Here is a 12,687-nt window from a genome sequence, read left to right on the forward strand (position 1 = left end):
TTGGTCGGAACTTTAGCAGAAAATATTAAAACTAAAAAACACACATAAATTGAAACCTTTTATACTCAACACACACTACAAACAAATTCTGGCGGACACTATTACGCCGGTAAGTATTTATTTTAAAATAAGAGATAAATTTCCAAACAGTTTATTACTGGAAAGTAGTGACTATCACGGAAATGACAATAGTTTCTCCTATATCTGCTGCAACCCGATTGCTACGATTAAAATCGAAAACGAACTCATTTCGAAAACTTTCCCTGACGGAACAACAGAGCAAATCTCAATAGATGCTTCAACGAATATTCCGGAAGTAATTCAGCAATTTTCAGGTCAGTTTAAATCCGAGAAAAACGATTTTAAATTCATCAATAATGGTTTGTTTGGATATATTTCGTACGATGCCGTTCGTTATTTCGAAAAAGTAGAAATTGCAAAAAAAGATTCGGCAACCTTAATTCCCGATGTTTTTTATGCTGTTTATCAAAACATCATTGCAATCAATCACTTCAAAAACGAAGCTTATATTTTTTGTCACAGTGTTGACGGAAGAAATAATATCTCAGAAATTGAACAATTATTACAATCCAGAAATATTGCTTCTTATAAATTCACTAAAGAAGGTGAAGGTTTCTCAAACCTGACTGACGAAGAATTCAAACACAATGTAGCTTTGGCTAAAAAACATTGTTTCCGCGGAGACGTTTTCCAATTGGTTCTTTCTCGTCGTTTTACACAAGGTTTCAAAGGTGACGAGTTTAATGTGTACCGTGCTTTACGAAGCATCAACCCTTCTCCTTATTTATTCTTTTTTGACTATGGAGATTTTAAAATATTTGGATCTTCGCCTGAAGCTCAAATTATTGTAAAAAACAGAAAAGCCGAAATTCATCCAATCGCCGGAACTTTCAGAAGAACAGGAAATGATGAAAAAGATGCTGAACTGGCAAAAAAACTATCCGAAGATAAAAAAGAAAACAGCGAACACGTAATGTTGGTCGATTTGGCGAGAAACGATTTAAGCAGAAATGGTCATGACGTAAATGTAGAAAGATACAGAGAAGTTCAGTTTTTCTCACATGTAATTCACCTGGTTTCAAAAGTAATTGGACATTTACACGACAAAGCGACAACAATGCAGGTAGTTGCCGATACTTTCCCGGCAGGAACTTTAAGCGGCGCTCCAAAACACAGAGCAATGCAGCTTATTGAAGATTACGAAAAAACAAATCGTAATTTCTACGGAGGCGCAATTGGTTTCATGGATTTTGAAGGCAATTTTAACCATGCGATAATGATCCGAACTTTCCTTTCAAAAAATCATCAATTACATTGTCAAGCTGGCGCAGGAATCGTAGCAAGCTCTGACGAAGAAAGCGAAATGCAGGAGGTTTACAATAAATTAAGAGCATTGAATACAGCTTTGGAAATGGCTGAGAAAATTTAGTTTCAAGTTTTCTTAGTTTCAGGTTTCAAGTTGTGCGAACCTGAAACTTGAAACCTGAAACAATAAAAACAAAACAATAAAGAAATGAAAAAAATATTAGTTATAGACAATTACGATAGTTTCACTTACAACTTAGTACACTATTTAGAAGATTTAAACTGTGAAGTAACCGTTTACAGAAATGACGAATTTGATATTGACGAAATCGCTTCTTTTGATAAAATTTTACTTTCACCTGGACCTGGAATACCGGATGAAGCAGGTTTACTGAAAGATGTAATTCGAAAATATGCCCCAACCAAAAGTATTTTGGGCGTTTGTTTAGGACAACAGGCTATCGGAGAAGTTTTTGGAGGAACACTTTCTAACCTTGACAAAGTATACCACGGTGTTGCCACCAATGTAAAAAAGGCAGTTACAGACGAGTCTTTATTTGATGGCCTCGAAGATGAATTTGAAGTCGGACGTTACCATTCATGGGTTGTGAATGCTGATTTACCTGAAGTTTTAGAAGCTACTTCGTTTGAAGAACACGGTCAGGTAATGTCGTTACGTCATAAAACATACGATGTCCGCGGAGTACAATTTCATCCGGAAAGCGTATTAACACCAAACGGAAAAAGAATTTTAGAAAACTGGATTAAGGGTTAAGACAGTATTTTTTAAACAAATATAATCTCACAAATACAATTCAAATATTATAAATTATTGCGCAAGGAATAACAAAAAAACCTTGCCAATAAATTTATAATCAAATAAAAAACACTATGAAAAAAATCTTACTTGCTTTATTTGTTCTCTTTTCCGTTTATTCATTCGCAGCTGATGTCAGTGGTAAAGTATTACTAGATAATAGTGCAACTTTTGAAAATTGTACAATCACTTTTACGCCAGTTTCTCCTAGTGCTGTACTTACCCAAACTACCTCTCTAGCAAATGGTAATTTTACGATAACTGTTCCTAATGGAGTCTATAATATTAAATATGAAAAAACCGGTTATCAAACTTATGAATTATTGAACTATTTTATAAATGGCACAATAAATCTAAATGATGTAACACTATCATCTAACAACTTAATATTAGTAAATGGCAATGTAAGCGGTTCATGGAAAAAGGGAAATACTTATAGAGTAACAGGTAATATAACAGTTCCTGCAGGTCAAACCTTAACCATTGAAGAAGGTGTAGAAATAAAATTTGATGGTTATTATTCTTTAATTGTAAATGGTACTTTATTGGCAAATGGCACTGCTGATAAATATATTAAATTCACGTCGAACAGCACCTCTCCAACAAATAAAGATTGGAATCAGCTAGTAATAAATGGCATTACAGAAATGGATTATTGTATTGTCGAATATGGTAAAGCGAAAAATGATGATAATATCGGTCTTATAAATATTACTGGGAATTTAACTCTTACTAATAGTATAATTAAAAACTCGGAACAAAGCGCTATAAGTATACGAAATACAGGTAACCTCACAGTAAAAAATAATAAGATATATGACTGCGCTTATGGTTTTTCTGTTTACACAACAGGTATTGTGAACATAGAAGAAAATGAAATTTTTAACCTTTCAATAATTGGTATAAATATACATTTAAGTTCACCTCAATCAATTTTTAAAAATAATATTGTATATAATTGTGTATTTGATGCTATCCAAGTACAGGGAACATATAAAATAGAACGTAATATTGTATTTAATTCTGGAGTCGGAATCAATGTTGTATACGCCATGCCAAATATTATAAACAACACTATATTTTCTAATAAATATGGTATTAGCATATATAATAATGAATCTATAGTAACAAAACCAACGATTAATAATAATGTCATAACAGATAATTTATACTATGGAATTTACTCAACTGGAACACACAAACCTCAATTAGTTTCTTATAATTTATTTTATAATAACAAATTGGGGAATGGTAATAATAATTTACCTATAGGTGTTGGTCCAATAATTACCGTCAATAAAAATAACACTCCATCTGATGCTTATTACAATATATTTATAAATCCAGAATTTGAATCTATTAATCCTGCTGAAACTTCTTTTTGTATTTTAAAAAGTATTTCTCCTGCTATTAATGCTGGAGATCCATCAACAATAACATCTAATGGTACTATAGCTGATATTGGTGCAAAAGAATTAGGCGGAAATCTATCTACAGGAGATTTTAATAATTCTAAACTAGAAAGCATAAAAGTCTTTCCAAATCCAACAACTGACTTCCTATCATTTGAAACCAATCAAAATCAAACATTTGATAGTATAAAATTCTTTGACATAAATGGAAAAAACATTGATCATGTTAAATTAGACGAATCTAAGTCAAGTTATCAATGGAAAGTATCCAGCCATTTTAATACAGGAGTGTATGTTTATGTAATTATGAACGGAAATTCAATCATATACTCAGGAAAATTTATAAAAAAATAAAGACAAATTCTATAGTAATAAATAGAGTTTACTTCAATAAATAAATAAATGAAAACAATATTAAACAAATTAATCAACCACGAAGTGCTTACCAAAGAAGAAGCAAAAAATGTATTGATTAATATTTCAAGCGGTCAGTATAATCCAAGTCAGATTTCTGCTTTTTTGACCGTATTTATGATGCGAAGCATTACAATTGACGAATTAATCGGTTTCAGAGAAGCACTTTCTGAATTGTGTATCCGTATTGATTTATCCGATTATAATACTATCGATTTGGTAGGTACCGGAGGTGACGGAAAAGACACTTTTAACATCTCTACCTTAGCATCATTTGTAACAGCCGGGGCCGGGATAAAAGTGACTAAGCATGGTAATTACGGGGTTTCATCTATTACAGGTTCCAGTAATGTTATGGAAGCTTTAGGAGTTAAATTTAGTAACGACCCAAGCTTCCTTGAAAAATGTGTAGACAAGGCGGGTATTTGTATTCTGCATGCTCCTCTGTTCCACCCTGCTATGAAACATGTTGGACCACTTCGTAAAGAACTGGCTGTCAGAACCATTTTCAACATTCTCGGACCACTAATTAATCCTTCTTTTCCAAAAAATCAATTACTGGGGGTTTTCAATCTGGAATTAGCCCGAATGTATGCTTATCTCTATCAAAACACCGATAGTAATTTTACAATTGTACATGCTTTGGATGGTTATGACGAAATCTCTTTAACAGGACCAACCAAAATAATTACTCATAGTACCGAAGGCATGTTAAATCCTGAAGATTTTGGTGTTCAATTAATCAAGCAAAGCGACATTAAAGGTGGAGAAACTGTTGCCGAATCTGCTGAAATTTTCATGAATATTATTTCAGGAAAAGGTACCGAAGCGCAAAATAATGTCGTTTGTGCCAACGCAGCCATGGCTATTGCAACGGTTACAAAATGTTCTCCAATTGAAGGATTTGAATTAGCAAAAGAAAGTTTATTATCTGGAAAGGGACTAAAAGCATTAAATAAATTGAAAGATTTAATGATTTAAAAATTATGACTAAATCTTTTGAAGAGTTTGAAGTCTATAAAAAAGGAATTTTATTAGCTAAATTTATTTTTGAATTGATGAATAACAAGTCCTTTGAAAAAGAATTTGGCTTTAAAGATCAGATAAAAAGAGCCGTCATTTCAATAACAAATAACATTGCTGAAGGATCGGAATACAACAATAACAAACAATTGATTAAATATTTGAAAATTTCGAAAGGAAGTTGTGCAGAAGTTAGAAGTATGCTTATTTTATCAAGAGAACTTGGTTTATGTAATCAGTCAGAAATTCAAAAAAGTTACGACATAACGATTGAAATTTCTCAGAACCTTTCAAATTTTATAAAGTACTTAAACACTAAAATAGATGCTTAATTTAACAGATAACAAATAATTCAATCTTTAAATTTTTCAATCTTTAAATAAATAAAATGAACATATTAGATAAAATTATAATAGACAAAAAAAGGGAAGTAACCCTTAAGAAATCGATTATACCGGTTTCTCAATTAGAAGCTTCAGTATTCTTTGGAAAAGAAACTATTTCGCTTAGTCAGAAATTAAAGGAAAGCAACTCCGGAATTATCGCAGAACACAAACGCCGTTCTCCTTCAAAATCAATCATCAACAATAATTTTACAGTTGAAGAAGTTGTTAGAGGTTACGAAGATGCCGGAGCCTGCGGAATTTCAGTTTTAACCGATGGAAAATATTTTGGAGGTTCTCTTGACGATTTGCTTTTAGCTAGGGCTTCTGTAAATATTCCTCTTTTGCGAAAAGAATTTATTGTAGACGAATACCAGATTTTAGAAGCAAAAGCACACGGAGCCGATTTGATTCTGTTAATCGCAGCGGTTTTAACTCGTGAAGAAATCAAATCATTATCTGAATTTGCTAAAAAACTAGGTTTGGAAGTTTTATTGGAAGTTCATAACCAGGAAGAACTGGAAAAATCAATTATGCCAAGTTTAGATATGATTGGCGTGAATAACCGAAACCTGAAAACCTTCGAAGTAAGTCTTAATTTCAGTAAAGAACTGGCTTCACAAATCCCAAATGATTTTGTAAAAGTTTCAGAAAGCGGAATTTCATCAGTCGAAGCTATTCAGGAATTAAAACCTTACGGATACAAAGGTTTTCTAATCGGAGAAAACTTCATGAAAACGGATAATGCCGGACAGGCTGCAACAGAGTTTATCCAGAAATTGTAAAAAACAGTAACTATGACTATAAACAAGTCTATAGGTTTTATACTTTTAATCTTAATTTCTTTTCAAGGTATATCCCAAAAAAAGGAAGACACGCCTATTAAATTTGATGAAAAGTCTAAAGAGTATAAAGTTATTATAAACAAAGAAGTTCTAAAAAAATACTCATTTAATTCAGATTATCCAGCTGTTACTTTGAGTTTAAGACAAAATACTTTTATTTATTCTTTAAATAATAGCCCATATGAAAAAGCAGAAAATTTTAACCAGGAAAGTAAAAATGCTGATTTATGGATTGAACCAAGAGATCCAGAAATAAATTCTTTCCCTGAAGAAACCTCTCAGCTAAAATTAGTAAATCAAAAATGGGAATTTAATTATCTAAAAAACATTAAAGATTTTACTCTTAGTGAATATGCAATTGAGCGAAAAAATATAAAAACAGGAACAATTTTTCTAATAAAAATGACAGAAGGCAAAATATTCAAAGTTAGAATTGATTCTTTCAACATAGAAAAAGAAGAAATCAGTTTAACTTACAAATTGCTTGAATAAAAAAATAAGCTAAACACAATGAAACTCAAAATATGCGGTATGAAATATCCTGAAAACATCCTCGAAGTAGGTTCACTCCTACCCGATTATATGGGATTTATTTTCTGGGAAAAATCCGCAAGATATTGTGACGGAAATATTCCGGAACTTATAAAAACGATTAAAAAAGTCGGTGTTTTCGTCAATCAAACTCAGGAAGAAATTCTGGATAAGGTTGAAAAACACAATTTACAGGCTGTACAATTACACGGAAATGAATCGGTTGAATTTTGTTCAGAATTAAAAAAACAACTTCCTAAGAAAATCGAAATTATTAAAGTATTTTCGGCTGATGAAAATTTTGATTTTGAATTTATTACACCTTTTGAAAATGTCTGTGATTATTTTCTTTTTGACACCAAAGGAAAATTACCGGGCGGAAACGGAACAACTTTCGACTGGAACATATTAAAAAAATACAATTCGAAAAAGCCTTTCTTTTTGAGCGGCGGCATCGGAATGAATGAATTAAAAGCCATTGAAGAAATTTCAAAAACTAAATTACCTATTTATGCAGTCGACGTAAATAGTAAATTTGAAATCGAACCAGGGCTAAAAAATAAAAATCTATTAAGCAATTTTAAGCGCAAATTTGAAATTGTAAACATTTAAAATTTATAAAAAATGAGTTTTAACGTCAACGAAAAAGGATATTACGGAGAATTTGGAGGAGCTTACATCCCTGAAATGTTGTATCCAAATGTAGAAGAATTACGTCAAAAGTATTTAAGTATCATGGATGAACCTGATTTTAAAGCAGAGTTCAATCAACTACTCAAAGATTATGTAGGACGCCCTAGTCCATTGTATTTTGCAAAACGTTTGTCTGAAAAATACAATACTAAAATCTACCTTAAAAGAGAAGATTTAAATCATACCGGAGCACACAAAGTAAACAACACCATCGGACAAATTTTGCTTGCAAAACGTTTGGGTAAAAAAAGAATCATTGCCGAAACCGGAGCAGGTCAGCACGGTGTGGCAACTGCAACAGTTTGCGCTTTAATGGGAATTGAATGTATCGTGTACATGGGCGAAATCGACATTGCACGCCAGGCACCAAACGTGGCCCGTATGAAAATGCTGGGTGCTGAAGTTCGTCCGGCACTTTCTGGTTCACGAACCTTAAAAGACGCTACAAACGAGGCCATCCGTGACTGGATAAACAATCCGGTTGATACCCATTATATTATCGGATCTGCAATTGGACCTCATCCTTATCCGGATATGGTTACCCGTTTCCAAAGCATCATTTCTGAGGAAATCAAATGGCAGCTAAAAGAAAAAGAAGGCCGTGAAAATCCGGATTATGTAGTGGCTTGCATCGGCGGAGGAAGTAATGCTGCCGGAACATATTATCACTTTTTGCACGAGCCTGAAGTTGGAATCATTGCAGTTGAAGCAGCAGGAAAAGGTGTCGACAGCGGACACAGTGCTGCAACAAGCAAATTAGGAAAAGTTGGAGTTATTCACGGTTGTAAAACCCTTTTAATGCAAACTCCAGACGGACAAATTACAGAACCATACTCGATTTCTGCAGGACTTGATTATCCTGGCGTTGGTCCTATGCATGCGCATTTGGCTCAAACCGGACGTGGCGAATTTTTCTCAGTAACCGATGACGATGCCATGAATGCAGGTTTACAGCTTACAAAATTAGAAGGAATCATTCCGGCAATTGAAAGTGCGCATGCCTTTGCGGTTTTGGATCAGAAAAAATTCAAACCGACAGATGTGGTGGTAATCAGCCTTTCTGGTCGTGGAGACAAAGATTTAGACAATTATATTGACTATTTTAAATTGTAATAAAAGTTGTATTTTTGGGCGTTACCCAATCCCGATAGCTATCGGGAGGGCTGTCCGCTATATTCCCGATAACAAAAACTACGGCTAAAAGCCTTGTTTTTCTAATCGAGAGATGCCGCTCCCATCCCTAACGCACACAAAATAACGAGAAAAATATAGATTTATGGAACAGTTATTCTCTTACGGAACATTACAGTCAAAAGAAATTCAGATGCAGGTTTTTAACAAAGTGTTAACCGGAACCCCGGATCAGTTAACGGGGTACAAGCTAAAAGACCTTCAAATAGAAGAAGAATTTGGTATTGAAGACTATTTTGTAGCGACACCAAGTGAAAATCCATCGGATGCTGTAGATGGTATCGTTTACAATATTTCCAGTGCTGATTTGGCAAAAGCGGATCAATTCGAGTCCAACGCCTACAAAAGAGTTCAGATAACGCTGAAATCCGGAATTGTTGCATGGATCTACATTGAAAATTAAGCTGTTTCAGATTATCCTGCAAGTTTTTTTAAAACTTGTCGGAATAAAAAATAACTCAAAAACATAACAAACCTACAAGGTTTTGAAAACCTTGCAGGAGAAAGACATATCAAAATGAATAGAATAACTCAAAAATTACAAGAAGATAAAAAGATCCTTTCGATCTATTTTTCTGCAGGATATCCAAACTTAAATGATACCGTTCAGATTATTCAGGATTTAGAAAAAAACGGCGTTGATTTAATCGAAATCGGTCTTCCTTTCAGCGATCCTTTAGCAGACGGACCAACAATTCAGGCGAGTTCCACTACAGCACTTCATAACGGAATGACAACTGAAATTCTTTTCAACCAACTGAAAAACATCCGCGAAAGTGTAAAAATTCCGTTGATTATCATGGGGTATTTCAATCCAATGTTGCAATACGGAGTGGAAGCTTTCTGTAAAAAATGTGCCGAAATCGGAATTGACGGATTAATTATTCCTGATCTTCCAGTTGATGTTTATGCCGATGAATACAAAGCAATTTTCGAAAAATACGGTTTAATCAATGTGTTTTTGATTACGCCTCAAACTTCAGATGAGCGTATCCGCTTTATTGACAGCGTTTCAAACGGATTTATTTATATGGTAAGTTCTGCAAGTGTTACAGGATCTCAGGCAGGATTTGGAGATACTCAGGAAACGTATTTCGAAAGAATAGCAGATTTAAACCTGAAAAATCCTCAAATCGTTGGTTTCGGAATTTCAAATAAAGAAACCTTCACTCAGGCTACAAAATATGCAAAAGGTGCCATTATTGGAAGTGCTTTTATTAAACATTTAAGCGAAAGCGGAAGTGGAAAAATTGAAGAGTTTGTTGGTGAGATTAGATGATTAATGTGTTGAAAAATAACAAAAAACGGTATTTAATAACAAATTTAAATGCCGTTTTTATTTTAAGAATCTTATAAACATAACCTTTTCAAATATTTTATACCTTTGAATAAAATCAATTATTATGGATTTAGAAGCTCGTAAAATATCATTTGTACAAGAATTCCTTAGATTGGAAAATGAAGAAATAGTCAATCAGCTTGAAAAATTGCTTCATGAACAAAAAGTTCAATTATTAGACTTGGAAATGAAACCGATGAATTTGGATCAATTTAATAACGAAATTGACCAATCTGTAAATGATGCTGCTCAGTCCCGAATTATTTCTTCCAAAGATTTAAAATCAAGAATTCAGAAATGGGATTAACTGTTTATTGGACTCAATTTGCAGAGGATAAGCTTACGGATATTTTTGAGTATTATAAATATAAAGCAGGATTAAAAGTTGCAAAAGCATTAATTGATGGTTTAGTAGATTCCTCAATTTCACTTGAGTTTAATGCTTATGGCGGTCAAAAAGAAGAACTTCTGTCTGAAAGAATTCAAGATTTTAGATATTTAGTTTTTAAAAATTATAAAATTATTTACTGGATTGATGAATATAAAAATGCCGTTTATATCTCTAATATTTTCGACACCAGACAAAATCCTATCAAAATAAAATTAAGCAAATAAATAAAAAAGGCTGAAATAAGTTAATATTTCAGCCTTTTTTATTCAAAAACACCGAAACAGTTTTATGTTAATATTATGTTAAACAAAAACTAAACAAGTGTTTAATTTAAACAACTGTTTAGTTTTGTATTCGATTAGAAACAATACCATGTCAAACATCGAATTCAACGACAAAAAAATTCAGATTCTGGAAGTGGCTGAAAAGCTGTTTTCTGAGAAGGGATTTGAAGGCACCTCAATAAGAGATATCTCAAAGATTGCAAAAATTAATGTTGCCATGATCTCGTATTATTTTGGTTCAAAAGACCAATTACTGGAAGCGCTGATTATCTATAAAACTTCTGATTTAAAATTAAAACTCGAAAATTTATTACAGGAAAATACTGAACCACTTGAAAAAGTCAATAAATTAATTGAAATTTACATTACCAGAATCAATTGTAACAAAGGAATTTTCAGGGTTCTGCATTTTGAGCTCAACTCAAAAGAGAGAGAAAAGAGCATGACCGCCTTTACCGAACTAAAAAAAGGAAATTTAAAATCTGTTGAAAGTATTATTTCCCAAGGTCAGGCAAAAGGCGTTTTTAGAAAAGATGTTATCATTCCGCTTATCACACCTACAATAATCGGAACTTTTTTTCATTTTCATATGAATAAACCTTTCTTCGTGGAATTACTGAATTTAAACACCGAAGAATTGTACGACAATTATATCAAAACGACTCTTAAAAAGCACATTCAACAAACTATAAAAGCACTACTTGTTTATGAAAATTAGTCAATTAATGCTCTTTGGAGTTTTCTTTATCGGAATATCTTCAATAGAAGCACAAGAAAAAACAAGTTTAACCTTAGACGAAGCCGTTAAGCTGGCTTGGGAAAAAAGTAACGAAGTTACGCTTGCCAACACTAAGGTAAACACAAAAAAATATGAATTGCAATCGGTTAAGAATAATCAGTATCCGGATTTGAAAGTTTCAGGACAGTATCAACGTTTAGGAAAAGCTTCAATCGACCTTCATAACGACGGATCTAGTTCTGAGTCAATGGCATCTCCGGACCGCGCTATGTTAGGAATGGCTAATCTTAGTCTGCCAATCTTCTCCGGATTTAAAATTCAGAGCAGTATTGATGCGTACGATAATTTATACGAAGCAGAAACTGCCAATGCGGCTAAAACGAAAGAAGATGTCGCACTTCGTGTGATTACCTATTATACTGCGTTATACAAAGCACAAAAAACATTAGATCTTTTAAACGAAAACCAGAAACAGGCGAAACAGCGTGTAACTGATTTTACAGAATTAGAGAAAAACGGAATTATTCCGAGAAATGATTTATTGAAAGCGCAATTATTGGTTTCTAAAACGCAATTATCTATTGATGAAGCCAATAATAATATCAATAACATCAATTTCTATTTAACGACATTGCTTAAATTAGAGCCTTCTGTAAAACTTCAGGTTAATGAGGAGGATTTCTTTAATTTAAAAACAAGTAATGCTCCAACAAGCGATGCTTTGGCATTGGAAAACAGAAAAGATCTGGAGGCAATTCGTTTACAACAGAAGGCAAGCGAAGCTAACATCAAAGTGGCAAAAGCTGGTTATTATCCTTCTATTGCTTTGTTAGGAGGTTATACTGCTTTTGATCTAAAAGATTTCATTACTGTAAAATATGCGATGAATTTTGGCGTTGGTTTGTCTTATGATTTATCTGGAATTCTAAAAAATAATTCGCACGTAAAAGAAGCTGAAAGTAAAGCCCTTGAAGTAAAAAATTCTGAAGCACTTTTAACTGATCGTATCAAAGTTGAAGTTCAAAAATCTATTGAAGATTACGACTTGGCTATCAATCAAAGTGTGGTTTATGATGAAGCGTTGCAACAGGCATCTGAAAACTACAGACTGGTAAAAGATAAATTCGATAACGGTTTATCTGACACCAATGATTTAGTTGAAGCAGATGTTGAGCACTTAACTGCTAAAATCAATACTGCTTTATCAAAAGCTACTATTATTCAAAAATATTACGAATTACTTTCAGTATCAGGACAATTATCACAATCATTCAATCTTTCTAAAATATAATCGATAGC

Annotated in this window: 15 protein-coding genes; all 15 read left to right on the forward strand. The window is 33.0% G+C overall.

The window, feature by feature from the left end; translation table 11 throughout:
- Positions 1 to 49: 49 nt before the first annotated feature.
- The 15 genes from GWR14_RS06850 (at position 50) to GWR14_RS06920 (ending at position 12,679) form a co-directional block, all read left to right on the forward strand.
- Positions 50 to 1,450 (forward strand): anthranilate synthase component I family protein, encoded by a 1,401-nt coding sequence (locus GWR14_RS06850; protein WP_163408288.1) that lies wholly within the window; start codon positions 50 to 52, stop codon positions 1,448 to 1,450.
- Between the two features lie 84 nt (positions 1,451 to 1,534).
- Positions 1,535 to 2,101, forward strand: a complete 567-nt coding sequence (locus GWR14_RS06855; protein WP_163408289.1) for an anthranilate synthase component II — start codon at positions 1,535 to 1,537, stop codon at positions 2,099 to 2,101.
- A gap of 116 nt (positions 2,102 to 2,217) precedes the next feature.
- Positions 2,218 to 3,909, forward strand: a complete 1,692-nt coding sequence (locus GWR14_RS06860) for a right-handed parallel beta-helix repeat-containing protein (RefSeq protein WP_163408290.1) — start codon at positions 2,218 to 2,220, stop codon at positions 3,907 to 3,909.
- Positions 3,910 to 3,957: 48 nt separating this feature from the next.
- On the forward strand, positions 3,958 to 4,950 hold the full coding sequence (gene trpD, locus GWR14_RS06865) for an anthranilate phosphoribosyltransferase (RefSeq protein WP_163408291.1): 993 nt from the start codon (positions 3,958 to 3,960) through the stop codon (positions 4,948 to 4,950).
- Positions 4,951 to 4,955: 5 nt separating this feature from the next.
- Positions 4,956 to 5,324 carry a four helix bundle protein gene (locus GWR14_RS06870; RefSeq protein WP_163408292.1) on the forward strand — a complete coding sequence of 123 codons (369 nt, stop codon included), beginning with the start codon at positions 4,956 to 4,958 and terminating at the stop codon, positions 5,322 to 5,324.
- A 56-nt stretch (positions 5,325 to 5,380) separates the two neighbouring features.
- Positions 5,381 to 6,160 carry an indole-3-glycerol phosphate synthase TrpC gene (gene trpC, locus GWR14_RS06875; protein WP_163408293.1) on the forward strand — a complete coding sequence of 260 codons (780 nt, stop codon included), beginning with the start codon at positions 5,381 to 5,383 and terminating at the stop codon, positions 6,158 to 6,160.
- Between the two features lie 12 nt (positions 6,161 to 6,172).
- Positions 6,173 to 6,712: a hypothetical protein gene (locus tag GWR14_RS06880; RefSeq protein WP_163408294.1), complete on the forward strand. Its 540-nt coding sequence runs from the start codon at positions 6,173 to 6,175 to the stop codon at positions 6,710 to 6,712.
- 18 nt (positions 6,713 to 6,730) lie between these two features.
- Entirely contained in the window at positions 6,731 to 7,363 is a 633-nt protein-coding gene (locus tag GWR14_RS06885; protein ID WP_163408295.1) for a phosphoribosylanthranilate isomerase, read from the forward strand.
- A 12-nt stretch (positions 7,364 to 7,375) separates the two neighbouring features.
- Entirely contained in the window at positions 7,376 to 8,557 is a 1,182-nt protein-coding gene (gene trpB, locus GWR14_RS06890) for a tryptophan synthase subunit beta (RefSeq protein WP_163408296.1), read from the forward strand.
- 163 nt (positions 8,558 to 8,720) lie between these two features.
- Complete coding sequence (locus GWR14_RS06895; protein ID WP_163408297.1) at positions 8,721 to 9,038, forward strand: gamma-glutamylcyclotransferase family protein; 318 nt, start codon at positions 8,721 to 8,723, stop codon at positions 9,036 to 9,038.
- A gap of 114 nt (positions 9,039 to 9,152) precedes the next feature.
- Positions 9,153 to 9,914: a tryptophan synthase subunit alpha gene (gene trpA, locus GWR14_RS06900; RefSeq protein ID WP_163408298.1), complete on the forward strand. Its 762-nt coding sequence runs from the start codon at positions 9,153 to 9,155 to the stop codon at positions 9,912 to 9,914.
- Between the two features lie 124 nt (positions 9,915 to 10,038).
- The gene (locus GWR14_RS06905; RefSeq protein WP_163408299.1) at positions 10,039 to 10,281 is read left to right on the forward strand and encodes a hypothetical protein; all 243 of its coding nucleotides are present in this window, start codon (positions 10,039 to 10,041) and stop codon (positions 10,279 to 10,281) included.
- Positions 10,272 to 10,589 (forward strand): type II toxin-antitoxin system RelE/ParE family toxin, encoded by a 318-nt coding sequence (locus GWR14_RS06910; protein ID WP_163408300.1) that lies wholly within the window; start codon positions 10,272 to 10,274, stop codon positions 10,587 to 10,589. Before GWR14_RS06905 ends, GWR14_RS06910 begins: the two co-directional genes overlap by 10 nt.
- 148 nt (positions 10,590 to 10,737) lie before the next feature.
- Positions 10,738 to 11,367 (forward strand): TetR/AcrR family transcriptional regulator, encoded by a 630-nt coding sequence (locus GWR14_RS06915; RefSeq protein ID WP_163408301.1) that lies wholly within the window; start codon positions 10,738 to 10,740, stop codon positions 11,365 to 11,367.
- On the forward strand, positions 11,357 to 12,679 hold the full coding sequence (locus GWR14_RS06920; protein ID WP_163408302.1) for a TolC family protein: 1,323 nt from the start codon (positions 11,357 to 11,359) through the stop codon (positions 12,677 to 12,679). The genes GWR14_RS06915 and GWR14_RS06920 overlap by 11 nt, the downstream gene beginning before the upstream one ends.
- Positions 12,680 to 12,687 lie beyond the last annotated feature (8 nt).

It is taken from the genome of Flavobacterium ajazii (genome assembly GCF_010614725.1).
Classification (GTDB): Bacteria; Bacteroidota; Bacteroidia; order Flavobacteriales; family Flavobacteriaceae; genus Flavobacterium; species Flavobacterium ajazii.

Excerpts from the sequence above, each read along its gene's own strand:
- GWR14_RS06880 (WP_163408294.1), top strand. The coding sequence starts at position 6,173 with ATGACTATAAACAAGTCTATAGGTTTTATACTTTTAATCTTAATTTCT.
- trpD (WP_163408291.1), top strand. The coding sequence starts at position 3,958 with ATGAAAACAATATTAAACAAATTAATCAACCACGAAGTGCTTACCAAA.
- GWR14_RS06870 (WP_163408292.1), top strand. The coding sequence starts at position 4,956 with ATGACTAAATCTTTTGAAGAGTTTGAAGTCTATAAAAAAGGAATTTTA.
- trpB (WP_163408296.1), top strand. The coding sequence starts at position 7,376 with ATGAGTTTTAACGTCAACGAAAAAGGATATTACGGAGAATTTGGAGGA.
- GWR14_RS06905 (WP_163408299.1), top strand. The coding sequence starts at position 10,039 with ATGGATTTAGAAGCTCGTAAAATATCATTTGTACAAGAATTCCTTAGA.
- trpC (WP_163408293.1), top strand. The coding sequence starts at position 5,381 with ATGAACATATTAGATAAAATTATAATAGACAAAAAAAGGGAAGTAACC.
- GWR14_RS06860 (WP_163408290.1), top strand. The coding sequence starts at position 2,218 with ATGAAAAAAATCTTACTTGCTTTATTTGTTCTCTTTTCCGTTTATTCA.
- GWR14_RS06885 (WP_163408295.1), top strand. The coding sequence starts at position 6,731 with ATGAAACTCAAAATATGCGGTATGAAATATCCTGAAAACATCCTCGAA.
- GWR14_RS06915 (WP_163408301.1), top strand. The coding sequence starts at position 10,738 with ATGTCAAACATCGAATTCAACGACAAAAAAATTCAGATTCTGGAAGTG.
- GWR14_RS06855 (WP_163408289.1), top strand. The coding sequence starts at position 1,535 with ATGAAAAAAATATTAGTTATAGACAATTACGATAGTTTCACTTACAAC.
- GWR14_RS06920 (WP_163408302.1), top strand. The coding sequence starts at position 11,357 with ATGAAAATTAGTCAATTAATGCTCTTTGGAGTTTTCTTTATCGGAATA.
- trpA (WP_163408298.1), top strand. The coding sequence starts at position 9,153 with ATGAATAGAATAACTCAAAAATTACAAGAAGATAAAAAGATCCTTTCG.
- GWR14_RS06895 (WP_163408297.1), top strand. The coding sequence starts at position 8,721 with ATGGAACAGTTATTCTCTTACGGAACATTACAGTCAAAAGAAATTCAG.
- GWR14_RS06910 (WP_163408300.1), top strand. The coding sequence starts at position 10,272 with ATGGGATTAACTGTTTATTGGACTCAATTTGCAGAGGATAAGCTTACG.